The organism is Streptomyces sp. DSM 42067 (assembly GCF_055792885.1).
The window spans coordinates 122,448-149,231 of sequence record NZ_CM147706.1 but is presented as its reverse complement, the minus strand read 5'-3'; the positions used below and the strand labels follow the sequence as shown (position 1 = coordinate 149,231).

General features: G+C 69.0%; 26 protein-coding genes and 4 pseudogenes. 15 read left to right on the top strand and 15 right to left on the bottom strand.

Features of this window, described 5'->3' with window-relative positions:
- Window positions 1-31 precede the first annotated feature (31 nt).
- Window positions 32-1,387 (bottom strand): rhodanese-like domain-containing protein, encoded by a 1,356-nt coding sequence (locus tag ACSMXV_RS00840; RefSeq protein ID WP_473175762.1) that lies wholly within the window; start codon window positions 1,385-1,387, stop codon window positions 32-34.
- 170 nt (window positions 1,388-1,557) lie between these two features.
- On the opposite strand from ACSMXV_RS00840, the gene ACSMXV_RS00835 reads away from it, so the two are divergent.
- Both ACSMXV_RS00835 and ACSMXV_RS00830 read left to right on the top strand, forming a co-directional pair.
- Window positions 1,558-1,971, top strand: coding sequence for a DUF302 domain-containing protein (locus tag ACSMXV_RS00835; protein WP_473175761.1), 414 nt, complete (start codon window positions 1,558-1,560; stop codon window positions 1,969-1,971).
- Window positions 1,968-2,120, top strand: coding sequence for a hypothetical protein (locus tag ACSMXV_RS00830; protein ID WP_473175760.1), 153 nt, complete (start codon window positions 1,968-1,970; stop codon window positions 2,118-2,120). Before ACSMXV_RS00835 ends, ACSMXV_RS00830 begins: the two co-directional genes overlap by 4 nt.
- Window positions 2,121-3,631: 1,511 nt before the next feature.
- On the opposite strand, the pseudogene ACSMXV_RS00825 reads toward ACSMXV_RS00830, so the two are convergent.
- Window positions 3,632-4,196: pseudogene (locus tag ACSMXV_RS00825) on the bottom strand (rhodanese-like domain-containing protein).
- An 82-nt stretch (window positions 4,197-4,278) separates the two neighbouring features.
- Here ACSMXV_RS00825 and ACSMXV_RS00820 point away from each other — a divergent pair.
- From ACSMXV_RS00820 to ACSMXV_RS00810, 3 genes are all read left to right on the top strand, one after another.
- Window positions 4,279-4,566: a metal-sensitive transcriptional regulator gene (locus ACSMXV_RS00820; protein WP_473179201.1), complete on the top strand. Its 288-nt coding sequence runs from the start codon at window positions 4,279-4,281 to the stop codon at window positions 4,564-4,566.
- 199 nt (window positions 4,567-4,765) lie between these two features.
- Window positions 4,766-5,188, top strand: coding sequence for a hypothetical protein (locus ACSMXV_RS00815; protein ID WP_473175759.1), 423 nt, complete (start codon window positions 4,766-4,768; stop codon window positions 5,186-5,188).
- Window positions 5,189-5,687: 499 nt separating this feature from the next.
- On the top strand, window positions 5,688-6,656 hold the full coding sequence (locus ACSMXV_RS00810; RefSeq protein WP_473175758.1) for a hypothetical protein: 969 nt from the start codon (window positions 5,688-5,690) through the stop codon (window positions 6,654-6,656).
- 405 nt (window positions 6,657-7,061) lie between these two features.
- On the opposite strand, the gene ACSMXV_RS00805 is transcribed toward ACSMXV_RS00810, so the two are convergent.
- Together ACSMXV_RS00805 and ACSMXV_RS00800 are read right to left on the bottom strand one after the other, a co-directional pair.
- The gene (locus ACSMXV_RS00805) at window positions 7,062-7,229 is read right to left on the bottom strand and encodes a DUF6372 family protein (RefSeq protein WP_473175757.1); all 168 of its coding nucleotides are present in this window, start codon (window positions 7,227-7,229) and stop codon (window positions 7,062-7,064) included.
- 499 nt (window positions 7,230-7,728) lie between these two features.
- The gene (locus ACSMXV_RS00800; protein WP_473175756.1) at window positions 7,729-8,244 is read right to left on the bottom strand and encodes a GNAT family N-acetyltransferase; all 516 of its coding nucleotides are present in this window, start codon (window positions 8,242-8,244) and stop codon (window positions 7,729-7,731) included.
- A 383-nt stretch (window positions 8,245-8,627) separates the two neighbouring features.
- Here ACSMXV_RS00800 and ACSMXV_RS00795 point away from each other — a divergent pair, with 383 nt between their 5' ends.
- Window positions 8,628-8,867: a hypothetical protein gene (locus ACSMXV_RS00795; protein WP_473175755.1), complete on the top strand. Its 240-nt coding sequence runs from the start codon at window positions 8,628-8,630 to the stop codon at window positions 8,865-8,867.
- Window positions 8,868-9,003: 136 nt separating this feature from the next.
- On the opposite strand, the gene ACSMXV_RS00790 is transcribed toward ACSMXV_RS00795, so the two are convergent.
- Window positions 9,004-9,894: a transposase family protein gene (locus ACSMXV_RS00790; protein ID WP_473175754.1), complete on the bottom strand. Its 891-nt coding sequence runs from the start codon at window positions 9,892-9,894 to the stop codon at window positions 9,004-9,006.
- A gap of 376 nt (window positions 9,895-10,270) precedes the next feature.
- Here ACSMXV_RS00790 and ACSMXV_RS00785 point away from each other — a divergent pair, with 376 nt between their 5' ends.
- Window positions 10,271-10,855, top strand: a complete 585-nt coding sequence (locus tag ACSMXV_RS00785) for a hypothetical protein (protein ID WP_473175753.1) — start codon at window positions 10,271-10,273, stop codon at window positions 10,853-10,855.
- A gap of 66 nt (window positions 10,856-10,921) precedes the next feature.
- Here ACSMXV_RS00785 and ACSMXV_RS00780 read toward each other — a convergent pair.
- Window positions 10,922-11,003, bottom strand: a pseudogene (locus tag ACSMXV_RS00780) (DUF6104 family protein); the annotation flags it as partial.
- 1,053 nt (window positions 11,004-12,056) lie between these two features.
- Window positions 12,057-12,182 carry a hypothetical protein gene (locus tag ACSMXV_RS00775; RefSeq protein WP_473175752.1) on the bottom strand — a complete coding sequence of 42 codons (126 nt, stop codon included), beginning with the start codon at window positions 12,180-12,182 and terminating at the stop codon, window positions 12,057-12,059.
- 447 nt (window positions 12,183-12,629) lie between these two features.
- Between ACSMXV_RS00775 and ACSMXV_RS00770 the strand changes: the two genes are divergently transcribed.
- From ACSMXV_RS00770 to ACSMXV_RS00755, 4 genes and pseudogenes are all read left to right on the top strand, one after another.
- Window positions 12,630-13,322 carry a hypothetical protein gene (locus ACSMXV_RS00770; RefSeq protein WP_473175751.1) on the top strand — a complete coding sequence of 231 codons (693 nt, stop codon included), beginning with the start codon at window positions 12,630-12,632 and terminating at the stop codon, window positions 13,320-13,322.
- A gap of 85 nt (window positions 13,323-13,407) precedes the next feature.
- Window positions 13,408-13,651: pseudogene (locus ACSMXV_RS00765) on the top strand (inositol monophosphatase family protein); the annotation flags it as partial.
- Window positions 13,652-13,928: 277 nt separating this feature from the next.
- The gene (locus ACSMXV_RS00760) at window positions 13,929-14,519 is read left to right on the top strand and encodes a DUF6461 domain-containing protein (protein WP_473175750.1); all 591 of its coding nucleotides are present in this window, start codon (window positions 13,929-13,931) and stop codon (window positions 14,517-14,519) included.
- A 204-nt stretch (window positions 14,520-14,723) separates the two neighbouring features.
- The gene (locus tag ACSMXV_RS00755; RefSeq protein ID WP_473175749.1) at window positions 14,724-15,872 is read left to right on the top strand and encodes an SMI1/KNR4 family protein; all 1,149 of its coding nucleotides are present in this window, start codon (window positions 14,724-14,726) and stop codon (window positions 15,870-15,872) included.
- Between the two features lie 213 nt (window positions 15,873-16,085).
- Here ACSMXV_RS00755 and ACSMXV_RS00750 read toward each other — a convergent pair whose 3' ends face one another.
- On the bottom strand, window positions 16,086-16,316 hold the full coding sequence (locus ACSMXV_RS00750) for a DUF6416 domain-containing protein (protein ID WP_473175748.1): 231 nt from the start codon (window positions 16,314-16,316) through the stop codon (window positions 16,086-16,088).
- A 247-nt stretch (window positions 16,317-16,563) separates the two neighbouring features.
- Window positions 16,564-17,571, bottom strand: coding sequence for an ArsR/SmtB family transcription factor (locus ACSMXV_RS00745; RefSeq protein WP_473175747.1), 1,008 nt, complete (start codon window positions 17,569-17,571; stop codon window positions 16,564-16,566).
- Window positions 17,572-17,631: 60 nt separating this feature from the next.
- On the opposite strand from ACSMXV_RS00745, the gene ACSMXV_RS00740 reads away from it, so the two are divergent.
- Window positions 17,632-18,810, top strand: a complete 1,179-nt coding sequence (locus ACSMXV_RS00740; RefSeq protein WP_473175746.1) for an MFS transporter — start codon at window positions 17,632-17,634, stop codon at window positions 18,808-18,810.
- 529 nt (window positions 18,811-19,339) lie between these two features.
- Here the strand turns inward: ACSMXV_RS00740 and ACSMXV_RS00735 are convergent.
- Both ACSMXV_RS00735 and ACSMXV_RS00730 read right to left on the bottom strand, forming a co-directional pair.
- The gene (locus tag ACSMXV_RS00735; protein WP_473175745.1) at window positions 19,340-20,593 is read right to left on the bottom strand and encodes an SLC13 family permease; all 1,254 of its coding nucleotides are present in this window, start codon (window positions 20,591-20,593) and stop codon (window positions 19,340-19,342) included.
- Window positions 20,594-20,698: 105 nt separating this feature from the next.
- The gene (locus tag ACSMXV_RS00730; RefSeq protein ID WP_473175744.1) at window positions 20,699-21,820 is read right to left on the bottom strand and encodes a PrpF domain-containing protein; all 1,122 of its coding nucleotides are present in this window, start codon (window positions 21,818-21,820) and stop codon (window positions 20,699-20,701) included.
- A 171-nt stretch (window positions 21,821-21,991) separates the two neighbouring features.
- On the opposite strand from ACSMXV_RS00730, the gene ACSMXV_RS00725 reads away from it, so the two are divergent.
- Window positions 21,992-22,945, top strand: coding sequence for a LysR family transcriptional regulator (locus ACSMXV_RS00725; protein WP_356095936.1), 954 nt, complete (start codon window positions 21,992-21,994; stop codon window positions 22,943-22,945).
- 219 nt (window positions 22,946-23,164) lie between these two features.
- A complete protein-coding gene (locus ACSMXV_RS00720; RefSeq protein ID WP_473179250.1) occupies window positions 23,165-23,335 on the top strand; it encodes a hypothetical protein in 171 nt (56 codons plus the stop codon).
- A 191-nt stretch (window positions 23,336-23,526) separates the two neighbouring features.
- Here the strand turns inward: ACSMXV_RS00720 and ACSMXV_RS00715 are convergent.
- From ACSMXV_RS00715 to ACSMXV_RS00700, 4 genes and pseudogenes are all read right to left on the bottom strand, one after another.
- Window positions 23,527-23,718, bottom strand: a pseudogene (locus tag ACSMXV_RS00715) (MFS transporter); the annotation flags it as partial.
- Window positions 23,719-23,803: 85 nt separating this feature from the next.
- On the bottom strand, window positions 23,804-24,319 hold the full coding sequence (locus ACSMXV_RS00710; protein WP_473175743.1) for a hypothetical protein: 516 nt from the start codon (window positions 24,317-24,319) through the stop codon (window positions 23,804-23,806).
- 14 nt (window positions 24,320-24,333) lie between these two features.
- Window positions 24,334-24,534: a hypothetical protein gene (locus ACSMXV_RS00705; protein WP_473175742.1), complete on the bottom strand. Its 201-nt coding sequence runs from the start codon at window positions 24,532-24,534 to the stop codon at window positions 24,334-24,336.
- Window positions 24,535-25,092: 558 nt separating this feature from the next.
- Entirely contained in the window at window positions 25,093-25,701 is a 609-nt protein-coding gene (locus ACSMXV_RS00700; RefSeq protein ID WP_473175741.1) for a TetR/AcrR family transcriptional regulator, read from the bottom strand.
- A 93-nt stretch (window positions 25,702-25,794) separates the two neighbouring features.
- On the opposite strand from ACSMXV_RS00700, the gene ACSMXV_RS00695 reads away from it, so the two are divergent.
- Entirely contained in the window at window positions 25,795-26,544 is a 750-nt protein-coding gene (locus ACSMXV_RS00695) for an SDR family oxidoreductase (RefSeq protein ID WP_473175740.1), read from the top strand.
- Window positions 26,545-26,784: the final 240 nt, after the last annotated feature.

Sequence of the window (26,784 nt, the reverse complement as noted above, 5' to 3'; positions counted from 1 at the left end):
GTGACCTTTCTGGTCGGATGGGACAGGTGGTTCAGGTGAGAACAGTCAGGCCCGCGTCCGCGGCGGCGTCGAAACCGTCGTCGACGGCGACCACGTCCCGGCCCGCCGCGTCGAACAGCGAGGCGGCGATTCCGGCGCGCATGCCTCCGGCGCAGTGGACCCAGACCGTGCCGTCGGGCACCTCGGACAGGCGGCGGTGCAGCTCATGGATCGGGATGTGCACGGAACCCTCGATCCAGCCGCTCGCGCGTTCGGAGTGGCGGCGCACGTCCAGTACGACGATCCGGTCCGCGTCCTCCGCGGCAAGGCCGGCGAAGGTCGAGCGCGCGAACGAGACCGGGTGTTCGCCTGCGGGCAGCCAGTCGGCAGGGCCGCCGATGGCGGCGGCTGCGGGGCGGTCGACGCCGACCCGGACCAGTTCCCGCTGGGCGACGGCGAGTTGCTCGGCGGACCCGGCGAGCAGGGTGACGGGCTTGCCCCACGGGATCATCCAGGCCAGGTAGGTGGCGATCTTGCCTTCGGCCTCGAAGTTGAACGAACCGGCCACGTGCCCCTGCGCGAAGGCGACCCGGTTGCGCAGGTCCACCACCCACTCGCCCGCCGCGAGCCGTGCGGCGATCTCCCCGGCGTCCGCGACCGCGGGCGGTGTGAGGTCGACCGGTGCAGGGCCGGCGGCATTGGCCGGGCCCATGTGCACGTAGTACGAGGGCACGTCCTCCAGCCCGGCCAGCAGGTCGGCGACGAAGGTGTCCACGTCCACGGTCAGGGCCGTGTTGGCGGCCTTCTCCTTGCCGATCGTGGTGGAGTCGCCGTCCGCCTGGGCGGAGGCGCAGAAGCTGCCGAAGCCGTGCGTGGGCAACACCGCGGTCTCCTCCGGCAGGCCGTCCGCGAGACGGTGGGCCGAGGCGTACTGGGCGCGGGCCAGCTGCTCGGTGAGCCGGGGCTCGACCAGGTCCGGGCGGCCGACCGTGCCGATCAGCAGCGAACCGCCCGTGAACGCGGCCACCGGACGGCCCCCCTCGCGCAGCACGTAGGACGTGTGGTGCGGCGTGTGCCCCGGAGTCGCCATCGCCTCCAGCGTCAGGTCCGCGTCGATGTCGACGGTGTCACCGTCCGCGACCGGGGTCCGGGCGAAGGAGACGTGCGCCCCGGCGGGGACCAGGTACGCGGCACCGGTGATCCGCGCCAGCTCCAGACCCCCGGTGACGTAGTCGTTGTGGATGTGGGTCTCCACCACGTGGGAGATCCGCACGCCACGCCGAGCGGCCGCCGCAAGCACGCTGTCGACGTCACGCGGGGGATCCACGGCCACCGCCGCGCGCGCCCCTCCGGCGAGGTAGGTGCGGTTGCCCAGACCCTCCAGCTCGATGGTGTCGATGAAGAACACGCCGATACTCCTTACTGACGTAAATTACCCCCGGGGGTATGTCGCCCACCCTAACACTTGTACCCCGGGGGGTATATTCCGAGATGTGGTGACCGGCCACAGCCGGAGCGGCACGCCTGTGCCGCGATCACGGGAACAGGAAGGCGGGCACAGCGCCGTACGACCGCACCGTGAAGCTGACAGGGACCTTCGAGGAGACGCTCACGGCCGTCCGCCGAGCGCTGGCCGATCAGGGCTTCGGCGTCCTGAGGGAGATCGACACGCGGGCCACGCTCAAACGGGCCACGCTCAAAGGGGAGCTCGGCCACGACATGGAGCAGTACCTGAACCTCGGCGCCTGCAACCCGCCGCTCGCCCGGCAGTCACTGGAGGCCGACCCCTCGGTCGGGCTGCTAGAGGAACCCTCCGGACGGCGGCGTCACCGCCGCAGCACTCCGTCCGACCCGTCTCAGGTCGACGCACGCTTCCTTGGCCGGCCGCTCGGCACGCTGGCCCCGCTCGTCCCGGACAGCGAGGGGCTGGCCAGGACCGTCCTGCGTGACCGGACGGTCACCGGCCGGCTCTCGCCGACGACCGGCGCGTGATCGCATGTGCGGCCCCCCTGGTCGCGGTGGTCCACCTGCGGATCAACCGCCCGGCCTTGGAGCGGTCGTTGTCCCGCCTCGTCGTCGAACCAGTCGCCGAGCCCATCGCCCGCCACGCCGCCGCCCTCCTCGCCGGCGTCGGCCCGTGATCAAGGTCTGCCCCAGCCACCCCTCGTGTGTGAGGCAACAGCGTTCAGTCCAGTCGCTACTGATCCAGCGCAGTGGTCGGGTGAATGGGATCCCGGCGATCGGCAGTCGAATCGCGCCGCTACTGCGCACCCTCTGGCCGAGGATCAAGAACGGGGCGTCCCAGCGTGCGCGATGCGTAGGCGCGCCAGCCGGATGCCTCGTTCTCGTCAGCGCGCCCGCTCGTGGTCAACGGCCGAGGCGCGGGCGCTCGGATCCCCATCACCGTGCGATAGGTGCGATCTGACTCAGCTCCGGCCGAAGATGCGCTTCCAGCCGCTGCGAACGGGCGTCGCCTCCTTGGTGCAGGTGCAGCGCTGTGACTGCGGTACTCCGGCGAGTACTTGGGCGACGTGCATCCCGCAGCCCCGATAGGTGATTTTCTGGCACTTTCGGCACACGGCTCGCTGGCACATGGTCTTTTACTCCTTGGTTTCGTCGAACTCACTGCGGGCTGGCACTGTCTGCCACCAGCCCGTCGGACAGAGTCGCTGTGCGGACGTTTTCGGGCTGTCTGCCCGGCTGTTCATCCGTGGCTGAAATGGATGTCGGGAAGGATCCACCGGAGCCGGGCGGGGGTGTGCCAGGCGGCCCGGCCGGTCAGGCGCAGCAGAACGGGCAGCCGGCGGAGGCGTCCTCCATCTGCAGTGTCGGTTGCGCAGCGGTCATGACCATCCTCCTTTCGCATACCCTGGGGGGTACTGGATCCGCATAGCGTACAAGATACCCGTGGGGGTATCCAAAAAGATGCGTGGCTCCGAGGTCACGCGCCGCATCGCGCACTGATCCGCACGGCAGGCGGGTTCCTCTCGGCCCGTTTCACCAGCGGCGCTTCCGGTCGGGCGTGAGGTGGGCCGATCCCTCCGGGAGGGCCAGCCCGGCGAGCCGCCGAGAAGCGACGGAAGTCGAGCCGGAGTTCCGTGAAGAGGGCTGTCCGGATCGTGGCAGAGACCGGCAAGCTGATCGCTGAGGCCGCAAATGACTCGGGGATCAACGAGACCACCCTGGCCAGTTGGGCGTCCCGGGCCCGCGCGGCCGACCGGAACAGCTCAGGCGGGCAACAAGGAACTTGGTCGCGGGCGGTATCCCCTGGCGGGCGATACCCGCGGACTTCCCGGCCTGAGGCCGGGTCTCCGCCTACTTCAGCCGCTGGCGCGAGCACGGGCTGATCGCCGAGTTCCACGGCCGGCTGCGAGGGCAGGTCCGTGAACACGAGGGCCGTGAGGCCGAGCCCACGGCGGGGGGTCATAAACGGCGGGGGATTGCCATCATTCTGGCTCCTTCGGAGTCGCCGGTTCGTTCACGAGTCGACTGAACCGTCGCCGCGTTGATCCGTGCTCCTGCCGGTGCAGGCAGCCGGGCAGCCGAGGCAGGCACGAGTGAGGAAGCCTCACGGCGAAGAGGACGTTCAGCAAGTGCCTACACGAACAGGGCGGTCGGGCTTGAGCCGGCCCGCCCCGTTCGCATGCCAGGGTCAACGGCTATGCAGGGCCGCCAAGGTGTGGTCGAGATCAGCCGTGCGAGGGCGAATGTGAGGGGTTTGGACAGCACGTCGGCCATGGCGCAGCTGTTGGTGACGGCCGAGAAGACCAGGCCGGCGGCCATGCCCGCGGACAGGAGCTGGAAGGCGGGGTGGACGAGGAAACCGAGGAGCAGGCCGAGGAGAATTGTGGTGCTGGCGGTGAACCGGACCTGACGCTCCAGGGTCGAGGTGCCCGGGTGCCGCCCTTGGGGCGATGCAGGTCGTGACCATCGGCGGTCCAGGCACCCGTGCCGCCGTTCAGGGTGGCGGTGCTGATGCCGTTCTCGGCGAGGCGCCGGCAGGCGTTCTCGGAGCGGGCCCGGAGGCGCAGACCACCAGGATGTCCCCGCGTTCGGCCGCGTGGCGTGTGTCAGGCAGGGCACGCTGGATCTGGTCGAGAGGGATGTTCAGTGCGCCCGGCAGATGACCGCTCGCGTACTCGCACGGGGTGCGTACTGACGGTCGTTCGTGCAGACGGGTTTGCCTCGTGTGTACCCAACGAGCTGGGTGTGGTCATAGCAGATGTCATCCTTGTTCGTCGTCAGTACCCCAGCCCGGGGCGGTATATTACCCCTGGGGGTATTCGATGAGGAGCGATGATGGAACTTGATCTGGCGGGCGCCGAACTGCGTTCGGTCCTCAACCGGTTGCGCCGGGCCCAGGGACAGATCTCCGGAGTGATCCGGATGATCGAGGAGGGCCGGGACTGCGAGGAGGTCGTCACCCAGCTGGCCGCCGCCTCGCGCGCGCTGGACCGGGCCGGATTCGCCATTATCGCGACCGGGCTCCAGCAGTGCCTCACTGACGTCGAGGACGGTCGCCGCTCCGGCGAGGACCGTGAGGAGATGCGGAGTCGCCTGGAGAAGCTGTTCCTCTCTCTGGCATGAAACCCGAGGCAGATACGCTCGAACAGCACCTTCCTCGCGGTGCACACGGCGGGTAGCTTCATCCAGCTCGTCGTTGTCGGACAAGGACATGGCGCGGCTGACCTGGTCGTGGTGACCGCGATCGTGCTCGGCAGTCAGATCCCGGTGCTCACCACCGCGATGGCGCTGCGCGCCATCGCGGTGGTGAGCGGCGGCGTCCATGGCGGAACCGGAATGGATCCGCACCGAGCGGGCCGTCGCCGAGCAGCTGCACGCGGACCGCAACGCGCGCTACGCACAGCTGTCCACAACGGCCATCCCGCTGCTCGCCGACCTGACCGCCGGCGGGGTGGACGTGAGCGACCGACGGGCACGCGCCGAGTACGCGGTCGCCGCGGCTCGGCTGCGCCGGCTGTTCGCCGAGTATGACGAGGTGGCCGATCCGCTGCTGCACGAACTGCGCGCGTGCCTGGATCTGGCCGAGCGCAACGGGATCACCCTCTACCTCGGCACGTGTGGACAACGCCCGACGCCACCGCTGCCGGTGCGCCGCGCGCCGCCCGGTGCGTCCGTGCTTCGCGGACCGACGCGACCCCGAACGCCACGCGCCGCATGCTCAAGGAAGCCAACAGCCTGGGCTTGACCGTCCGCTTCGAACCCATCACGGCCTGACCGCCTTACCTGCGAGTCATTTTCGTGTCAGTGCCTGCCGCCGCCGACGTCCGGGCGGTGTCGTGGTCGATTTTCACGGTCGGTAGCTGGCGTGGGTGTGGCGGCGGGTGAGGGCGTGCCATCGGCGCTGGAAGCCGTCGGCTTGCGTGGGCGTCGCGCGGTCGGCGCCGGGGCTGGTTCTGGGGCGGTCGAACTCAAGAAACAAGAGTTTGCCTGGTTTCGAGCGGTCTGGATGCGCCGGTTGGCGCAACTCAGTGCGGTGCCCATACAGTGCTGCCCCCTCTTCCTCGCGAGGGGTGTCTTCCCGTAGTTCCTTCGTCGTGTCCTTCTGACTGGAGTTGACTGGCATGCCCACGCCACCTTCTGGGTCTGGTGGATCGCCCAATCCCGCACCGCCGGGGCCCTCGGCCGGCGGACCCCCGGCGCCCACGCCTGCGCCCGCACCCTCACCTGCCCCGACGCCCACGCCAGTGCCGCCTCAGCCCGGTCGGTTGCAGCGGTTAGTTCGCCGGATCCGCACGGCTCACCGGCGGGAGAACCTCGATCATCTGCGCGGCTGGTTTGAGCTTCTGGGCTACTACCTTGCCCCTTTTGTTCTCCTCGGGGCCGCTGCGTGGGCGATGTGGACGTGGTACCAGGATCACCAGGTCGCGGAGAAAGCCGCTGACGCCACGGCGAATGGGCCGACCCTCAAGTCGGACCTGAAGATCGCGAAGGTCGAGGCTCTGCTCGGCGAAGGACTCAAGGGCGAGATGAAGGAGTACCTCGGCGAGGGGGAGACCCGCACTCTCGAGAAGATCAACGCGTGGGGCCCTCATGTGAAGGTGACGGTGCAGAACATCGCCACCGCGCCCGCGCTCATCACAAAGGTCAAGGCGACGTTTCGGCAGTCGTTCTACCTCGAGCCCTGCTATGGCATCGGGGGACAGTTCGGGGACACGGTGAAGTACCAGCTCACGATCCCCGACGACCAGCCCAGAGTGAAGGGCACCCGCTCGCACAAGGTGCCCTTCACGAAGGAAGCGGAAATGGCTTTCACCGTGGAGAACAACGCCTTCGACCAGTTCACGCTGACGACCGGCAACGAGATCACCATGGATGGCGAGAGCCCGTGGATCGGTGTCTTCGACGTGGAGCTGGAACACGACCACGGGAAGAGGCTGACCTTCGGCCCTATCGCTGTGATCGACACGGGCGGCAACCCCGCCTTCTACGCCGACGGCGACACCTGGCACATCGAAACGGAATCCGTGCCGGGATGCACGAAGCGTAACGCCGCGACAGTGGCGAAGATCCTGGGTGTCCCCAAGATCACGCCTTCCAAGGAGCTGAAGAGCCTCGACAAGGCGTTCCGCTCGTTGGAGGGCCACCCGCGCAGGTCCGAGGAGTCCGAGTATCCTCGATGCGACTCGCCGGAAGCGTCGTGTGGTTACTACTGACAGTGGTCGGCGTGGCGCTGCTCGCGGCTCATCGGCCAGTTCGTCCGGTATCAGTTGAGCAAGCCGCGGCAGCGCGGCTGGACGAGCGGCTCGGCCTCGTACAGAGCGAGCAGCACCGCTTCGGCCCGGTCAGGCGATTTCATGCCGCGGGCCTTCATCTGCTTTTTTTGACTCGATCTGGCTGTAGCCGCCGGTGTTGGACAGCAGCTTGGGTGTGGAGAACTGGATGCCTGCCTGTTGACGCGTAGGCGGAGCGGCCGGCTCCGGTGGACGGCTCGGGCTGAACTCCAGCGCAATCAGCCCGAGACCCTCGCCAGCACGGTGTAGCACGGGGCGCAGACGGGCAACGGCCTGTCCGACTCCGTATCGGTCTCACCAGGATCAGCAGACCCGGCTCCGCTGCGGCTAGGCACACGCTGCTGCCCGGGTGTTGTGGAAGAGGCGGCACACACAGCGGCAGCCGCCAGGCCGGTACTGCTCCCAGCCGTACAGGAACGGGAGCCAGATCGTGAGGACCGGCTGCTCGGTCAGCCCGACCGCGCGGCGCAGCTGCTCCAGCTTCGGCGGCAGCAAGCCCTTCAACCCGTACCGGGCCCGGCCCGTGCGGTAGCTGGTGATCAGCTGGTTCTCTCCAGTGGCGCCCCGGGCGGCCGGGGCACGGTCAGGCCTCGCCGTCCGGCTTGCCGTCGTGGTTCTGCCGCCGCGCTGTGCTCAGCGCCCGGCGAGGACATGGGCAAGGTCAGCTCGACCCTGATTGAGATGGAAGACGCTTTCCGGCCCTGACCCGTACGACTGCGGCGGCCCTCCATGTGGCAGGGCCGCCGCGTCTCGTCTGGCGTCTGAGTCAGAACGCAGGCTCGACCTCGGTCCGCTCAAATGCGATCGAGGACGCTCCACCGCATATCCGGGTCACCAGACTGGCATTGGTAGATGAACACTTCGTTGTTGACGGTGGGGCTGCGGCCCGGTCAGTGGGTCGCCGTCAAATGGCAGCGAGCCGCCGCCGGAGACTGGGGCGCCTACGCAGCCGAGATCGCCCGACGGAACTTGGAAGCTGACCCCTGCACCGATGTCAGACCCGCTCGAACGGCTCCGCGTACTTGAAGACGCCCCGTAGCGCGGGGTCGTGGGCGGTCAGGGTGCGGACCTGGAAGTACTCGCCCCACGAGGGGTCCGGTGCGGTGATGCCGTAGTCCGTGCTGGTGCGGAAACCGTAGCGGCCGTAGTACGCGGGGCTGCCGAGGAGGGCGACGAGGGGCTCGCCCAGGGCATCCGCTGCGCCGAGCACGCTGTGGACAAGGGCGAGGCCGACGCCGCGGCGCTGGTGGTCGGGGTGCACGCTGAGCGGGCCGAGGCCCAGGGCGGGGGCAGTGCTGACATGGCCCCGGGTGCAGACCACGTGGCCTACTACCTCGTCCTTGTCGCTGAGTGCCACGAGCGACAGTTCCGGCAGCCAGCCGTCGCAGGTGCGCAGCTCGTCGAGGAGGGTTACCTCCACCGGAACCGGAGTCTCCGGCTTGGCGAAGGCCGCCGCGGTGACGGTGCTTACGGCGGGGACATCGGCAGGCGTTTCGCGTCGGATCAGCACCGGCACAGTCTGGGCCCCTAGCCGCGGCGCCGCAAAGGATTTTTGGGTACGCCCGGCCGCCCGGCCAACCGGCCTAATCGATCGCGAGCACCAGTAGCCGGTGAAGACGACGCGGTCGGGTGCGCCGCTCGGGTGGCGTGGGATCGGTCGCTGGCCCGGAGCCCTCGGCCTAGCGCGTGATGAGACCCGTGACGAGGTCCGCATGTTCCTCGCCCCGCTCTGATCACAGAGGCATTCGGGCAGTTCCAATACCCGGCTCCACCATTACGGATCGCCGACCGGACCGTCGCCGACGAGTACTTCGCCGTCTCGGAGAAGGTCGAGGCACTCTACGACGCCCCGCGCCAACTACCGGCCGACGCCGAAGGGGCGAAGGGGCGGAGATGGCCAAGCTCCGGAGGGAGATGCACCGCCGAGTGCTCGGCAACGGCTACTGCGCTCGCCCCGTCGAGATGGACTGCCACTTCGAGTCGATTTGCGAGTCCTGCACGTTCTTCGTCACCACGATCGAGTTCCGGCCCACCCTCGAACGCCAGCGAGACGACGCGGCAGCCAAGGGACAGATCGCACGGGAGCAGATCTTCGACGGACTCCTCAGCCGCTTCGATGAAGATGCGTCCTGACGGGACCTCAGTCACCGAAGGTTGATGTCCACCAGGTTCGTAGCACTGAACTCTGCTCAGGCAAGGCGAGACCTCGCGATGCCGCCGGAAGCTAGCTGCCAGCCGGTTTCGGCTGCCCAGCGTTCGGCTGCCATCATCAGAACTTCAGTGACCGGGGGCTTGATCTGCCCATAATCCAGCAGGTCCGGCACGCTGAGGGCAGGCGCTTCTTGAACGCACCCCACGTTCGGCGGGCCGCTTCATCGGCGTGCAGGTAGTCACGGCAACAGGAGGGCGAAGCGGGCGTTTGGGCCGCCGTCCTCACGCAGATGGACGTTGCACCGTCGCGCACCGGCTTGCGGCGCGAACTCGTGGTGCCGAGGCGGCTGGTGTGTATTTCGCCGAAGCCGTGGACATGTCCGGCGGCGGTGTCCAGTTCGGGACGGCGGGCCAGGACGTCCTTCAAGGCGGCGCGGTCATCCTCGTTCAGTTGCGGCGTGTCAACGTTCGACGGCTTGGGCGGCGTCGGAGTGCGCAGACACTCACGGTGGGCGGCGACGCAGGTCTCCACGGCGCGGCCGAGCCCCTGCCACAGGTGGAACCGGTCGGCGACCTGAACGGCGTCAGGGGCGCCGAGCCGGGCACCCTCGGCATAGGCGCCCGCCCGGTCCCGGCAGATGACCTCCACCCCGGGGTGGGTGGTCAGCCGAGCGAACGGCTCGACGAAGGTACGGCGCGGGCAGTCGCCTGCAGCGCAGATGAAACGCCGGACCGTCAGCCGGATCACGACGCTCTGCCCGCCGAGCGGCAGATCCTTCAGCCTGCGCTGGTAGGAGTCGTGCACCCGGCCCGAGAAACGACCGCAGTCAGGACAGGCCGCCCCGGCCGCCCGGCCTCTCGCCACCACGCCGACCGTGCCGCAGGCAGCGGTCACCGCCTCGACGTCCAGGCGGTCACCGCCTCGACGTCCACGTCGTCGATCTCGCCGAACACGAGAGAGTCCCAGAATGATGCGTCGGCCTGCATGACCAGTACCGTCACTGGCCACAGCGGACCACGGTGGAGACCGTCACAGACCTGACGGAGCGTCATCTTCGTTTGTCGTGCGGCACGGTGTGCGCGGTCTCACATGAAACCAACCCTCGCAATCGAACACCGCGGTGACCCTCCGCGACCGCTCCCCAAGATCTGTGCCAGAACCCGCCTGTCAGTTACGAAGCCACCAAGGCGGTCGCGGCCTCATGTGAGGATGTGGCAATGGCGTGGCTGAGGAAACGCGGGAGGCGGACGGTCGGGCTCGTAGCCGCGGCGAGTGCGGCGCTGGGGCTGACCGCCTGCAGCCCGGGCGGCTCCGACGACGGGGACTCCGGGGACCGCGAGGCGAAGTACAAGCGCGTCACATCTACCGCCCCGCCACGCGCACCGTGGGGCCCCCGGCCGGAGTACCGGACGACGTCATCCGCCTCGCCGTTGACGAGCGGGGCACGGCCTGGACCCTGGAGCAGCCCCTGACCGAAGACCCCAACCGCGTCGTATGGCAGCGCGACGGTCACACCCTTGGCTCCACGGCCGTCCCGAAGCCGTACGCGGGGGGCGTCCTCGCCGCGCGGGGTGGCACCGCGGCGCTGTCCCTCACCCGGGGCGAGGGCGTGCGCGGCCTGTTGGTGACAACGGACGGCGGCGAGCACTGGCAGACGGTCCTCACCGGCGGCATTCCCTGGAGGCATCTGAAGCGTGGCCCGGAGTCGCTGGTCCTGGAGCTGCTTGCGGACGGGCGGCTTCTCGTCGGCGAGGAAGGCGGCCGCTACTGGCTCGCCGACGACCGCACCAACAGCGTCTTCCACGAGCTGAAGACGCCGACGAAATTCACGTCGTTCACCGTCGACGGCACGACGCTCTACGGCATCGCGGACTCGACGACGGCGATGTACAGCTTGGTGAAGGGCGAAGGGCTATGGATCTCTCGCGACGGCGGACGCGATTGGCGGCGCTACGAGCAGCGCGGATAGCCGCGGAACGGGTGCGTGCCATCGGATTTTGAGTGATCCGCGAGAGGCCGATCGGCAACCCGGCCCGCTCGGCGAACCACTCGAAGGTGACCTCCTCCTCGCCGCGCCGCTTCTCCGGCTCCTCGATGCCACGGTTGGTGAAGTGCATGGGGGCGAGCGGCGTACAGACCTCATGTTCGTGAACCGGGTCAGCAAGGTGCTCGAACGTGACCTTCCCCCTCGTACCGCTCCTCCAGGAGGCGGACCGCCTCGCATCTGTCGAGCCATATCGCGTCTCTCCGATAGACGGAGTGGTCGCGTCTCGCTCGCCAAGTGGTGTAACCGATCATGTGTTTCCGTTCCCTTCCGGTCCGCGGCGAGCGTCGTCGGCGGGCAAATCGATACGTCTTGACCTAGCTTCGCCGAACGTTGGCAGCGGATTCTTCGTCGCCCCGAACTGGGTGCTGACTTACCTGTGTGTGGTTAGGGACGCAGCGGCCCGGTGCCTTTCCTTCCTGGACAGAGGGGCTGGGCCTGACCCCGGTCAACGCGTCCCTGCGCTGTGCTCTACGACGACCCACACCGCCCCTGCCCGGAACTGGCGCCCCTAGAGACGCAAAGGGAGACGCCAAGGAGGAGAAACCAGCGGCGGCCCTCTGTGCTCACAGAGGGCTGCGACGTAGCCCAGTACTTCATCGAGACAAGGAGAAAGAAGCAATGGGTCTCACAGAACCCTCGGGCGATACCCACCGTACGCCGACGGACCCCGCCCACCAAGAGCCGGCAGCTTCACTGCTGGCGTCCCCGAACGAGGGGAATCGCGCTGCTAGGCGACACCGCTATCTGCGATCCCTGAGTCGCACGGCCAGCCACGGATTGGTCTACGGTTTGGCGTCAGCATCCGGCGGCGTCATCGTGACCGCTCTTGCCTGGTGGAGCCAGCGATAACTGCCTGGCCCACGGTCCATTGGGACGGTGGGCCCCATTCTTTCCGTCTGCTATCCGTTCTGTCCCTTCTCAATGCGTTTCGTTGGCCGAGGGGCTCTGAGCTGGGCTGTGTCATCTTGGAGTGAGACGGCAGGGCGGGCTGCTGTGTCGCGGGCGGTGCTGGGTGCCGAGTTCTCGGGCTGACGTGTCAACGAACCTGGTGGCAGTCGGCCATCTGAACTTCGGAATGACATCCTCGCTGACACTGGAGGCCTCCTTTTTCTCAGGGCAGGTGTCAGTTTCCCGAGGCGGCCCAGCTGAGCTGCTCTCCGGGAGGTTGCGGCAGGAGCGCGTTTCGCAGGCGGGTGCGGGTGATCGTTCCCGTCAGGCCGCGGTCGGCCACCGCGAAGGCCTCAGTCATGGAGACCGCCGTAGATGTGTGCCGTTCGGCACTGGGGCGCCGTGAGACAGTCGGCTTCGCCTCGGTGGACGGCGATGAGGGAGTCCGTCCCGCGCCACCAGCTGTCCGTTATCCCTTGGACCTCAGGCACCGGTTCGTACTCCTCCAGGTCCAGGGCGTGAGCGGCGTCGCCCGCGGTCTTCGTGATGCTTTTTGCCTGGAGCGCGGCGTGGTGTGCCGAGGCCAGGGATTCCCTCCACTCGTCGATGCGCGTGCAGCGGTGTCCAGCGTTCGGCGTGGATGCCGAATTCACGGTGGCGCCCGGGGGCGATAGGGTCGTCATCTTCGGTCGGCGGAAGCCGCCCGGAGTCCCGTGAGGCTGTGCCTGCGACCATGCACCTCGACCCCGCCCTTGCACGACGCCGACTCGACGCTGCGGTGGACGGTGTGGCCGTCACCTTCCGCGGTATGACCGCTGGCCTCCAAGAGGTCCAGTGCGAATGCCACTGGGGCAGCTCCGAAGAGCTCGCGCTGCTGAAGGTCCCCGACGTGGAGCTGGAGCCGGATCTGCTGCGCCGCACCTGGGACGCCCCTGACTGGGACGACCACGGCGCGGTGCTGCGGCGCATCCTGCCCCAGTTCGCCAGGGCTCTGGTCGGCGGCCTGGTCGAGCCCCTCTTCGACATGGGCATGGTCGGGCTGTCGTTCGCCCGGGGGCATTGGCAGCAGTGGCCCGCGCAGCAGAGCACGGCAGTTCGGGTGTTCCTGCACGCCTGGTTGGCCCACAGCCTCGCTGAAGCGGACCCAGTGGTGCCGGCGTACGAGGTGTTCGCGATGTGCGCGGAGGCGTCCGGCACACTCGACCCCTGGCTCACCGCCTGGGAGGCACAGGACCACCCCGTCGCCGACCGGCACCTGGCACAAGCGGTTTCCCAATGGGCTGGCGACCTGCTGCGAGACGAACTTCCGTGGGTCTCCTGGTACTGGGATGACGAGGAATCCCGGTGCACCGAACTCGCAGCCTGGCTGGCGAGCCACGCTCCAGCCCGGCTGCGCGCTTTGGACGTGCCTGAGGAATTGCTCCACCAGGTGCGGCTGATTGGGCTCACCGGGGACGCCCGCTGGGACGACCCACACTGGCCCGACTGCCTCCTCTACTGAGTCGGGTTTCACCGCGCTGCCCGATGGCACGGTATTCCCGCGGACACAGCTGACGAGCCTGGACAGGCCTCTGTCGCCTGTCCATGCCGTCCGGCCCGGTGATGCGGAGCTCGGCGAGGAGGGCGGGCAGCACGGGCGCCGCCGACGCTGTGCGCCAGTGGTTGGTGGCTCCTCTGTGCGGCACGCTGAACTACGCTGCCGGCAACATGCTGGCGGCCGTCAACGTGGCGCTGCGCAACGGAGCGGCGGCGGTGGCCGACTCGTTCAGCGGCGAGGTCTTCTTCACCGACGGTGAGACCGCCTGGAGGCGGCACGGCGGCGCCGATGCGTAGCTGGTGTCCACACCCGCCATCCGACTGGTGGACGTGAACGCTGTTCGATTTTTGGGTGCACATCGACAGGCTCGCCCGGTGGCGCGAGAGTGGTCGGGTAGCGCGCTGGTTGGCCATGAGCGCCGTGGCTGGCGACTCTGAGCGCTGTAGTTGGCCGGAACGGCAATCCTGTTGCATGCTGGCTGGCCTCTGAGCGCTCATCCTGAGCACGGCCCCTGGCGTTGCGGCTTGGGTCCGAGCCGGGATGTCAGTGAGGCGTGGCAACATCCTGTGCATGACGAGTACTGGCAGAGACCGCGGCCTGGATCATTTCCGCGCGGACATCCCCATTTACATGCTGACCTTCGCCAGGAACCTGTCTCCCACGGAGTTGCTGACCCGCATGGGGGTGGACCCCGACACCCTCGCGCTACGCGACCCCATGGACCTGGACGACGACTTCGGCGACACCCTGTTCGATGAGGACGAGCCGGTGGTGACGACCGGCACCGACGGCGCGTGGACGTGGGCGTGGGAGCAGGGCGGGAGGCACGGGCTGGATGAGCGGATCCTGTCCAGGGTTTCGCAGGGGACGGAGGCTGTCGCGCTGTACTGCAACGACAAGCCGATGCACTGGTTCAAATACGCGGTCGACGGCGACATCATCGTCGACTTCCACACGCTCCAGCCGATCGAGCCGACTGGTCTGGACCCGCAGAGGCTCGACGAGTTCATGCGCCCGCTCGGGCTCATTCCCGGGCATCCTGATCCGCTGTACAGCGTCCTGGCTCTGGCAGAGAACGCCTTCGGGCTCCGCGTGACGCCGGCCGGGGACGACGACGAGCGCTGGAGCGGCAGCCTGCTCCGCCTGCCCGAGCAGGACTAAAGGCCCGCCAGACCGTCAGTACGCGACGCACGGTGCGGTTCACGGGGCGCGCCACCAGAACCAAGCGCTCCTCGTCCAGCGAGGCCAAGTAGAGCGCTCAGCCATACGAGATGAGTCGAGTGTCCTGTGCCATCGAATGTTGATTGCGGCGCCCGGCAGCGGTACGCCGCCGCGTTGTCGGTGCCTGCCTCTAGGGTCGGCCGCATGACTACCGACCTGGTCGAGAACTCCTGGGACCGCATCGACGGTTGGCTGCGGGAGCACGCGCCTCGTACGTTCGCCTCGTTCGTCACGCCCGCGGCGAAAGAGGAGATACGGGCGGCGGAGGAGGAGCTGGACGTCACCTTCCACCCCGACCTGGTCGCGTCGCTGCGTCGGCACAACGGGGCGCGGGGCGGCGCGGAGGCGTTCCGGTTCCCGACTAACGACCGGCTGCTCGGCGTGCGCGAGATCGTCGAAGCGACCGGTTTCCTGCGGAACATCGCCGCCGACCTGGACGAGGAGGAGACCGAGTACTACTGGCACCACGGCTACCTCAAGTTCGGTTCCTACGAGGCCACCGCCGACGGCCTCACCATCGACTGCCGCCCCGAGCGGGATCCCTACGGCGCGATCGGGCGGTTCTTCGACGAGACCGGAACGGACTTCGGGCGCGCCGACTCGCTGGGCGCTTATCTGGCGGAAGTGGCAGATCAGTTGGAGAGCGGCAAGGGCCCGAGCGCCGTCTCGTTCAACGGACGGCTGCTCTGGGAGTCCGCGCGTGCGCCCCGGCCGGAGTGGGGCAGCGCCGACGACCCCCTTTCCGGGCCGGAGACACAGCTCCCCCCGCTGGATCTGCACGCGGGCGGGACGGAACCGCTGCCGGTGGTTCACCTGCATGGACTGCAAGAACTCGGCGTGCTGGTCGCCACCCTGCCCCGTGAAGGCGTGGCCGAGGCGGCGTGCAAGCAGATGCGCAGACTGGCCGTCGAGACGGGGCTGGCCAAGTACACCGAGGTCAGTGCGGCTCTGGACGCGCTGGGGCGGGGCGAGACCCTCCCGCCGGACCAGGCCGGCCCGCTGGGCCTGCGGCTGCGCAAGGTGATCGTCCAGGCGAACGCACAACGGGACAACCTCCGCAGATGGGCGGCAGAGAAGATGGTGGAGGCCGTATGGGGCTCGCCGCACCGGGCGGTGTACGAGATCGCAACCACCCGCAGCCACCTGAGCGTCGACTGGCGCGCCGAACTGCTCGCCGACTTCGGCAACCCGCCCATTCCGCAGATGCCCGACGACTGCTTCTGGGGGACTCTGCGCAACGCCGACATCGACTCCAGCTGGTACGCGGCCCGTTATGCCCAGGAACAGGTCTGACGACTGGACCACTGAAACCTTACGGGCACGCAGGCATGGGGAGCGCGACCACGCGCGCTGTGAACTTTGAGGGGTGTAGCCGCAGCCCATGGCGTCGATTGGATACTTGCCCTCCGCCTTCGGTGATACGGGGGCCCCAGATTCGCTGGCGGGGCGGTAGACGCCCACCTGCTCCAGGGGGCGTCAAGCCCGTCGTCACGACTGTGCTGGCGCCTACGCTTTCCGGGCCGCCTTGAAGAGGTCGGCGACGGACTGCTTCACCGCGTAGTTGGCGCCGCCTTCGGCTTTCCACCAGTAGAACGGGAAGCGGCGCCCGGACGCCTCGCACGCCCGGCCGGTGGTGTTCATGTACCCGGCCAGCACGTGGGGGCTGCTCTTGGTGCCGTCGAGGTTGAGGTCGAACCGCTCCACGATCTCGCCGTAGGAGACCAGGCGGGACCCCACGGAAGCTGCTCCCCGCACCCGCGGGGATGGTCCCTCACTCCAGACCAGGCCGCAGCCGCCCGTCGGCTGCTCCCTGCACCCGCGGGGATGGTCCCGTCCCCACGTTCGACGTCGATATCCGCTGAGTGTTGGTCCCGCACCCGCGGGGACGGTCCCCGTGGACAACACGGAACCCGCAAAGGTCTCGCCTGCTCCCCGCACCTGCGGGGATGGTCCCGTTTCGTAGTCAAGGGCTCTGCGGGGAGGATCACTCCGCGATGACCGCGGCAGGAGGCCCTGGCCGGCCGTGCCGGACCGTCTCGACCAGCAAGTCGCCCGCCTCGCTGCGGTAGTACAGCACCGACCGCCCTGCGCGCCGCCGGCGGACCAGTCCCGCGTCCAGTAGTACCTTCAGGTGCCGTCCCACCGAGCCCAGTGCCAGTCCGGTCAGGGCCACCAGCTGGGTGGTGCTCATGGGTGTGCCCAGGAGAGCGAGGGTTCGGGCCCGCCCCGGACCGAGCAGGGCGCGCAGTGCCTGGGGCGCCGGACGATCCTCCTCCCCGGTCAGCACGCCCGAGCAGGGATACACCACGGCGTACCGGTGGGGCTCGTCCCAGGTCACCCAGCCGCGGCGCGGGGTGACGGGGACGAACAGGAGTTGTGCGCCGGAGATGTCGCGTGGCGGGTTGTCGTGGGCGTTGATCTGCAGCCGGCCCTCGCCCAGCCAGCGGGTGCGGGGGCGTAGGCCGTCGAGGGCCGTGGCCCAGCCGCCGTTGCTCAACTGCCGGGTGCGGGCGACGACATCGGCCTCGAGGACGCGGCGGCGCCGTTCCCAGTCCGGCAGCACCGTCCGGGTCCACACCCACTCCAGCAGGGCTGCCGAGCGTTCGGGGAGGTCGTCGCGGCGCAGCGCGTCGGGGAGGGAGCCGCCGCTCAGGGCGGTCGTCAGGTCGGTGCGGGCGGTCGCGGGCGGGGTGGTCCGGACGCGGTGCAGTTCCTCGTCGATGTGCGGGATGCCATCGCCCACCGGGGCGGGGATGAGAAAGTCGGCGATCCAGCTGTACCGGAACCCGGCCCGCACCACGGCCGCTGCGACCGGGTCGCGAGCCAACTGCTCACGAAACGCCGACAGATGGGCCGCCAACCACCTCTGCTGCACCGAGTGGGAGGCCACGGCCTCCTCCAGGTCGATCAGGGCGGCAACGGTCTCGGCCAAGGGGGAGATCACGAAACGGCTGCGCGCAAGAGTGTCCGCATCGAGCAGCCACAGTCCCATCGTTTCGCCTCCGTGCGAAACATTAACGCCACCGCAGCGGCCCCTCGCACACTCCCCGTTATGCGCACCTACCGAGAACTGTTCCGCACACCGGAGTTCACACCGCTCTTCGCCACCAGCGCGCTGTCCGTGGCCGCTTCCACGGTGAGCGGGCTGGCCCTGGGCACCCTGATCCACTCCGCCACCGGGTCCCCGCTGCTCTCCGCCCTCGCCATGTTCGGGCCTTCCCTCGCCCAGGTCGTCGGCGCGGCCACGCTGCTGTCGGCCGCCGACCGGCTCCGCCCGCGCGCCGCCATGACCGGCCTCACCCTGGCTTTCGCGGTTGCCGCCACCGCCCAGGCCGTCCCGGGGCTGCCGGTGTGGACGGTCTTCGCGGTCCTGGCGGCCGAAGGCCTGATCGCCTCCGTGGGCGGCGGAATCCGCTTCGGCCTGCTCAACGAAATCCTCACCAAGGACGGCTATCTGCTGGGCCGTTCGGTGCTCAACATGGCCGTCGGCACCCTGCAGATCTGCGGCTACGCCCTCGGCGGCGTCCTCGTCGCCCTGCTGTCGCCGCGTGGCGCGCTGCTCGCCGGCGCGCTGCTGTATGTGGCCGCCGCGGCCGTCACCCGCCTCGGCCTCACCGACCGCCCGCCCCGTGCCAACGGCCGTCCGTCGGCTGCCGCCACCTGGCGCGTCAACGCCCGTCTGTGGTCGTCCGCGCCCCGCCGCTACGTCTACCTGGCGCTGTGGGTGCCGAACGGACTCATCGTGGGCTGCGAGTCCCTGTACGTCTCCTATGCCCCCGAGTACGCGGGGCTGCTCTTCGCCTGCGCCGCCCTCGGCATGTTCGTCGGCGACACGCTCGCCGGACGTTTCCTCCCGCTGTGGTGGCGTGAACGCCTCGGCGCCCCGCTGCGGCTGCTGCTCGCTGTCCCTTACCTGTTGTTCTTCCTGGAACCGGGACTCTCCGTCGCGTTGGCCGCCGTCACCCTGGCCTCCGTCGGCTTCGCAGCGAGCCTCCTGCTCCAGGAACGCCTGATACGGCTGACGCCCGACGAGCTGAGCGGCCAGGCCCTCGGCCTGCACTCCTCCGGCATGCTCACCCTGCAGGGCGTCGGCGCCCTTCTCGCAGGCACCATCGCCGAACTCACCACACCTGCGGTGGCGATGACGGTCATGGCAGCCGCTTCCGTCACCGTAACCCTGGCGCTCGCTCCAGCACTGCGGGGGCGTCCGCCGGTCATTGCGGCAGCGTGAGACGCGGGGGGCGTGTCAGCCGGACAGCAGCGTGCTCAGGGACCGGGACCGGTGTGGCAGGGACACGCTCGGCGGAACGGGCCAGCATGGCGGCCGGCCCCGCCCCGCACTGACCATGAGGTGATCACCGCCTACCGCTCGTTCCCGTTCCAATTCACCAGTCGCGAGGGACCGACAGAACCAGTCTCATGACGTTCGCACCGGAGTTGCGCCTCGTCGGTCGCGTCCCTCGGCGGCACCGACCCGTGCCGCTGCCACGACGGCGAGGGCGCCAATGGGGCCGCAGCCGACAGCCAGGACGCGTTTGCCGCGGAGGTCGCCCGCCTACGAGACGGCGTGCCAGGCAACGGCTGCCGGCTCGGCCAGGGCCGCGACGCGCAAGTCGATCCCGGCGGGCAGCGCGCGCAGTATCGCCTAGGGCAGCACGATCTCGCGGGCGAAGGCTCCCCCTCGGCGTGCGGGAACAGTCGCGCACCGCGCGGCACGTGCACCGCGCGGCACGTGCACCGCGCGGCACGTGCACCGCGCGCTACGACCAGGGCAGGACCAGCGCGCCCCAGGCGACGACAGGACCGAGGGCGACGATTCCGCCGGTGTAGCCGATGACCTGGCGGTAGAAGCGGCGGGCGTCCACCCCACGGGCGTTGCTGAGGACAAGTGCGCCGTTGGTGGAGAAGGGAGAGGTGTCGACGATCGTCGTGGAGACGGCGAGCGCGGCGATCAGTCCGACGGCGCTGAGGTGGCTGGAGAGCAGCAGCGGTACGGCGATGGGGATGATCGCTGTGAGAATCGCGGTAGAGGAGGCGAAGGCGGAGGTGATGGCCACGGTGAAGCACAGCAGCAGGGCGACGACGAGCGGGGCGCCCAGGTTGGCGGCATGTTCGGAGATCTCCTCGATGATGCCGGCCTTCTCCAGCATCGCGATGTACGTCATCATGCCCGCCACCAGAAGCAGGGTGGACCAGCTGACGCCGTCCACGGCCTTCTCCTGCCGCTTCATGTCCACCAGGGCCAGCAGGGCGCCGGCACCCAGCGCAAGGAAGCCGATCTCCAGCTGGAAGCCGAGCGCGCCGACGACGAGGGCCACCAGAGAGGCGAGGGTGAGCCACTGCCGCCAGTCGAGCCTGCCGGAGACGGCGAGATCCTCGTTGTCGGCTGCCTCCGCGGCGCCCTCGACCAGCGGGGCGGGACGCTTGGCGAGCAGGGCGTAGGTGAGGATCGAGAGCACCAGGTTGATCACGAAGCTGGCGCTGAACAGCGCCACTGCGGAGACCTGCAGATCGGTCTTGTCGACGAGGCCGAGCACCAGCGCACCGGAGACGGCCAGCGGGGAGAACGCGCCCGCGTGCCCGCCGCTGATCACCATCATGCCGACGACCAGCGGGTTGAGCTTGTAGCGGTAGGCGAAGTTCATGCCGATCGGCGCGAGGATCGCGACCGCGGCCGGGGTGAACGTACCGAACGCCGTCAGCAGGGCGGCCACCAGGAACAGCACCCAGGGGATGAGCGTCACTTTGCCGCGTACCAGCCGCACCCCGGCCGCGACGAGCCAGTCGATGGTGCCGTTGCGGCGGGCGACGGAGAACAGGTAGGTGACTCCGACGATGGTGACGAAGAGCTTCGCCGGGAATCCCTCGAAGATCTCGTCCTCGGTGAGGCCGAGCGAGGCGGTGCCGACCGCGAAGGTGGCGACGAAGGCGAGGATGCCCAGGTTGATCGGCAGCACGGTGCCGACCACGAACATCACCAGCAGCGCGCCTATGGAGATCACTTCAGCAGACATCTTTGTCCTTGGGGAGAGGGAACGGGGGGCGCGCCCCGAGGGCGCGAGGGTATCCCGGTGCGGACGGCTGGGAGCCGGCCTGACCGAGGTGATGTTCGTCGCGGCTCAGGCGACTTGCGGGCTGCCGGCTTCCGGTACGTAGATTCGGGCGTCGGCGAGCAGACGGGCCGCGCGCTGCACGGTGACCCGGTGCGGCAGGCCGTCCCTTACATCGGTGCAGCGGACCGCGACGACGCCGGCGGGCGTGCCGAGGCGCAACCACTCGTCGGTCGGGCCGCCCGTGGTCCGAGAGACCACGGACCCCTGCAGCAGCCCGGCCGCAGCGACGGCGACGGCGGAGGTCAGGCCGATCGCGGGGTGCGGGGCGTTCATGGTGAGCATGCGCACCGACACGTTGTAGTCCTCGGCACCGATCAGTTCACCGAGGGTGGTGGTGTACGGCACCGGCGGGCCGACCAGGCCCACCTTGGGCACCGCGTCGCCCGGTTCCTCGCCCGGCTGGAGCAGCCCCATCAGACGTGCGGCGGTATGACGGACGGTGCGCAGCCAGGGGACGTCCGCGCTCATCCGCTCCAATGACTCGGCACCGGTACGCCCGGCACTGGCGGCGTCGACAAGGACGACCGGAGCTCCTGCGGTCACCATGCTCACGCGTACCGGCTCGGCGGCGCCGACCCGCAGGTCCTGGGCGGCCTGGCCGGTGGGGAGCAGCGAGCCGGTAGTGCCACCGGCCGGGTCGCGGAAGGTGAGGCCGACCGCGACCCCGCCGGCACGGGTGCCGGGCACCGTCTGGCGGCCGAAGTGGTGCACCACGCCTCCGGGGGTGTCGACGATCCCTTCGAGGACCGCGCCGGTATTGATGTTGCGCATCACCACGCGCGTCCGGTCCCCGGTGACCGGAACCATTCCTTTGCTCACCACGTACAGGGCGACGCCGGTGGCGCAATTGCCGCAGTTGCTCGTCCACTCCACCGAGCCCGTACCGATGCCGACTTGAGCGAACAGGTAGTCGACGTCGACGCCAGGCTGGGATGAGGCGCTGACCACGGCCGCTTTCGAGGTGGTGGGGGTTGCCCCACCCACCCCGTCCAGCTCCACGGGATCGGTGGCGCCGTACGCGGCGACCAGCAACCTTTCGAGGTCGCCACGGTCGGCAGGGACTTCGACCTGGTTGAACAGCCAGCACTTGCTTGTGCCGCCACGCACCAGGGTCGCGGGAATGTGCACGTCTGAGGCTCTTCCTGGATCAACGGAGGTAGGGAAAGGGCCGAGGCAGCGGTTACGGGCGCATTGCGGGCCGGTGAACCGCTCGGCGATTGCGGAGACCTTCGCAGAGGCACGACTTCGGAACAATCGCAGTTCGCTTCACCTGGGTTTAGCTCAGCTAAAGTCGACGTCATGCTCAACGTGCGCCGTCTGCTGCTGCTCACCGAGGCCACCGAACGCGGTTCACTCACTGCCGCAGCGGAAGCCCTCGGCATGACCACCTCCGCCGCCTCCCAGCAGATGTCCCTGCTGGAGCAGGAGGCAGGGCAGCCCCTCATCGAGCGGCTGCCACGCGGTATCCGCCCCACCCCGGCGGGTGCCGCGCTGGCCGAACGCGGTCAGGCCATCCGCCGGGAACTCCGTGCCGCCCAGGCCGACCTGGACTCCTTCACCGCCCTCGACCAGGGCACCTTGCGGCTCGGTTCCTTCCCCACGGCGAGCGCGTCCCTGCTGCCGCTGGCGCTCACGCGTTTCCGACGTCGCCACGCAGGCATCCGCATCGAGGTACGCGCCGGAGTCCTCGCGGAGCTCAGGGAGATGCTGCACACCGGCGAGGTGGAGCAGGGGCTGCTCTGGGACTACGAATGGAACCGCCTCGACGATCCGGCGCTCACCCTCACCCACCTGCTGGACGACCCCACGGTGCTGGTCGTCCCTGCCGACTCACCCCTGCGCACACATCCCTCCGTGCGCCTCGGCGACCTCGCCGACCAGGAGTGGATCATCCGCGCCGACAACCACCCCGTCGCCGACGTCCTGCGCCGAAGCTGTCGCCAGGCGGGATTCGAGCCGCGCATCGCCTACTCATCGCACGACTACCAGGAGGCGCAGGCCATGGTCGCCGCCGGTCTCGGCATCGCGCTCGCGCCCCGCCTGGCCCTCACCAGCCGACGCAGCGACGTGCGCCTCCTGCCGTTCGCCTCCGACGTCCCGGCCCCCACCCGCCGCATCCTCCTCGCACGCGCCGCGGCACGCCCCGCCACCCCACCCGCCCAGGCGATGGCCCGCGTCCTGCGCACGGTGGCGCAGCGATTCACCGCCCCAGACCTGCACCGGGCCCAACTCGGGGCGGTCCGGCGGGGCTGACGGTGCGGCCGCAGCAGGTCCAGCCGGTACTCGGCGCACAGATCGCGAAGGAGGTCTTGATGTTCGTGGATGATTTCGCGGGCCTGGACGCGCACCCACAGCTCTGATCTGCTGATGGCATCGCCGGCTAACAGATCGGCGTAGAAGGTTCCCAGTCGACTCTGCTCTGACTGACCCTCTCGCTTCCTCGGGCCGTATCCGAGTTGACGAAGCCTCGGGATGTCGGCATCCCGAGGCCCTGCCAGGAGCTGGTACTCGGTGAACTGGGCGGCCCTGCGCAGGAAGTCGGGCACCCCTGCCATTGACGCCGGATCGAACGGTTCCGGCGATCTCGCCCCGCTCAAGCGGCGGATATCCGGCGACTCCTGGCAGCTGGCCGCCCCACGCTGACCACATACGACGCACACACCACGCACTGAACTGGTCTCGCTGGCGCCGCCGTCACCAGGCCACCGCACGCCGCTGTCACCACCGCCGCCGCACCCGAAGTCACGAACTCCCGCCACCTGACGGCACATCAACCGAGTTCCCTTACGAACACGCCCATGACCAGCAGTGATAGCAAACTGCGACTGGAGTACTAGAACGATCAGACCGGAGGCCGAGGACAGTGCGCCGGTGTAGAGGCCGATGCGACCGGCGTCGGCGAGGTCGGGAACCCACGCGTGGGCTGCCGGAACGACCAGCATCTGACCGAGTGTGAGCAGGACGACGTACCCGGCAGCGGGCAGCAGCCCCGCGATGCCCGTCCAGTCGGCGGGTCGGGCAGCAGCCGAGCAGCGACTGCTGCTGCACCAGTCGTGCGAATGCTGCACCACGACCAGGAGCAGCACACGCAGCAGTCTTCCCGAGCAGCGGCTACAGGTTCAGGGCGATCATCTCGCAGTAGCCCAGGGCTGTTGCTGCCTGAATGAGATCACCCTCGGCAGCGGACCGCCGGGCCCAGCCCATCATCGTCACGATGCCTTGCAGCGGTCCGTCCTCGCCTCCAGCGTCCTGCTCCAGGCGCTCGCAGAGCACACGGTCAGCCTGATCCAGGACGTCGGACCACACACCGCTGAACGTCTCCGGGCGCACTCCGGTCAGGGACGTGAGCCACAGGTCGGCGTGCGACTGGAGCAGCTGCTCGGGCGGCCGGAAGTCAAGCACGGTTCCGCACGGCATCGAGCCCCCGTCGGCGTGAGTCTCGATGCCGGGCCACCCGGGCAGGACATCGGAGTTCTCGGGGCACAGAAACGCGAGCCAGGCCGCGCCCGGCCGGGCGTCAGTAGTAGGCCCCTGCCGGAGCGCGGACGCCTTGGCAGGGCATTCCAACACGGTGCGCAGCGCACTGAGCGGCCGGTTGGCGGACAGCTGCTGAACGACGGACGGCACCCGATCTCCTTTGGTCAGATCCGCCAGGAGCGAATGCGCACAGCCGCGTCGTACCCGTCGGCGCGGCCGGTATCGATGTCGCCGGCGAGGTCGATCATCGCGCCGTACGGCGGGTCGATGACCTCGCCCGCGGCGTTCATGTACGACACGGCGACTGCGGAGCCGTACAGGGCGTTGCGGGCAGGGAGGGGGCGTAGCCGGATGATGGCGTGCATGAGGGCGGCCGCACGCCAGGCGTTGTCGACGGTGGCGCCGATCTGCGGGGTGTTGACTCGGTCGTCGCAGGGGTTGAGCCGTGGTGAAGCGCGCGTATGGGGTGGTCAGCCGAGCGAACGGCTCGGCGAACGTACGACGCGGGCAGTCCGCCCGGCAGCAGATGAAACGCCGGACGTCAGCCGGATTACGACGCTCTGCCCGGCCGAGCGGAAGATCCTTCGGCCTTCGCTGGTAAGAGTCGTGCACCCGGCCCGAGCCACAGTCGGGACATGCCGCGCCGGCTGCCCGGCCTCTTGCCATCACGTCGACCGTGCCGAAGGCGGCGGTCACCGCCTCGACGTCCACGTCGTCGATCCCGGCGAATGCGAGAGAGTCCCAGAATGATGCGTCGGCCTGCATGACAAGCACCGTCACCGGCCACGGCCCACCGCAGCGGGGTCAACCACACACCTGACGGAGCGTCACGCACGTCGATCAGACCGCAGGGCGTACGCGGCCTCGCGCAAACCAGGCCTTCGCAATCGAAAACTGCGGTGCCTCCGGATGCCGGGTGGTTCTCAGGTGAGCGGCCAGTTGCGTAGGGCGGCGTCGGCCATCTCCTGGAGTTCATCGCGGGTGACACCGCTCGCGGCTTGCACCGCAATGCCGAATGCCAAGGTGGTGACGTAGCGGGCCAGTAGCCCCGGATCGGTCTTGGGAGGCAGGTCGCCTTCGTCGACGGCTTGCTGGAACCGCTCTCGGAGGCGGGAGCAGCCGTTGTTGCGCCAGGCGGCGAGAAGGTCACGGACGCCACGCCCGGGGTCGCTGGTGGCCAGGGCGCCCTGGACACCCAGGCATCCGTGGGGGTGGGCCGGGCGGGTGGTGGTTCGGACGGTGCCAGCCAGGATCGCGGTGGCGACGCCGAGGGCGGTCGGCTCCTCCAGGGCCCGGGCCAGGTATGCGCTCGGGCCTTCGGTGTAGCGCTCCAGGGCCTTGCGGAACAGCTCCTCCTTGTTGCCGAAGGCTGCGTACATGCTGGTGGTGGAGATGCCCATCGCGTTGGTCAGGTTGGCCAGGCTGGCCCCTTCGTAGCCGTGTTCCCAGAAGGCCAGCATGGCGCGCTCGAGAGCTTCGTCGGCGTCGAATCCTCGCGGTCGGCCGATGGGGCCGCTCTGTTTGGTTTCCACCCCCGCAGCCTACCTCTTCTGCATCGATCGATGTAGAAGTGCTACCGTCGATTTCCGCATCGATCGATGCAGAAGTCGAAGGAGGTTGTTCACGTGGGACTACTTGAGGGCAAGACCGCTCTCGTCACCGGCGGCGGCAGCGGAATCGGCCTGGCCAGTGCCGTACGGCTGGCGGCGGAGGGCGCACACGTGTTCATCACCGGCCGGCGCAAGACCGAACTGGACGCGGCCGTCGAAGTGATCGGTTCAGCGGCCACCGCGGTGATCGGCGACATCTCGAACCTGGCCGACCTGGACCGCCTCTACGAGACGATCCGCGGCCGGGGACGGGGCCTGGACGTCCTGTTCGCGAACGCCTCCGTCGCCGAGTTCGTGACGCTTGAGCAGGTCACCGAGGAGCACTTCGACACCGTCTTCGGTATCAACGCCCGAGGCACGCTGTTCACCGTTCAAAAGGCGCTGCCCCTGCTCAACGACGGTGCCTCGGTGATCTTGAACGGCTCCACCAGTGTGGATGTCGGCACGGAGGCGTTCGGCGTGTACGCGGCGACCAAGGCCGCCACCCGATCGTTCGCCCGGACCTGGGCCAACGAACTCAAGGGGCGCGGCATCCGGGTCAACACCGTCACGCCCGGCCCGACCGACACCCCTGGCCTGTCGGGGCTAGCCCCCGACCCGGAGCAGGCCGCGGGCCTCAGGCAGCATCTGGCGACGCAGGTGCCGCTGGGCCGGCTCGGGCGCCCGGAGGAGATCGCCGCCGCCGTGGCCTTCCTCGCCTCCGAGCAGAGCAGCTTCATCACCGGTTCGAGCCTGTACGTCGACGGCGGCCTGAACCAGATCTGAGTTCCATAACCGCACATCCGGCGAGGATGGCGGAGCCCGGCCGACCGGGTTCGCTCAGGCGGGCGAGCCCGGCGGCCTCGATCGCCAGATGGCCGGTCGGACAGAGGTCAGGTCCTCCAGACTCACTCTGCACGGGAGTTCCGGCGGCACCGAAGGCGCAGTGAACCGCATCAAGAAGATCAAGAGGCGGCTCTACGGACGAGCCGGATTCGAACTACTCCGCAAGGTGATCCTGCTTCA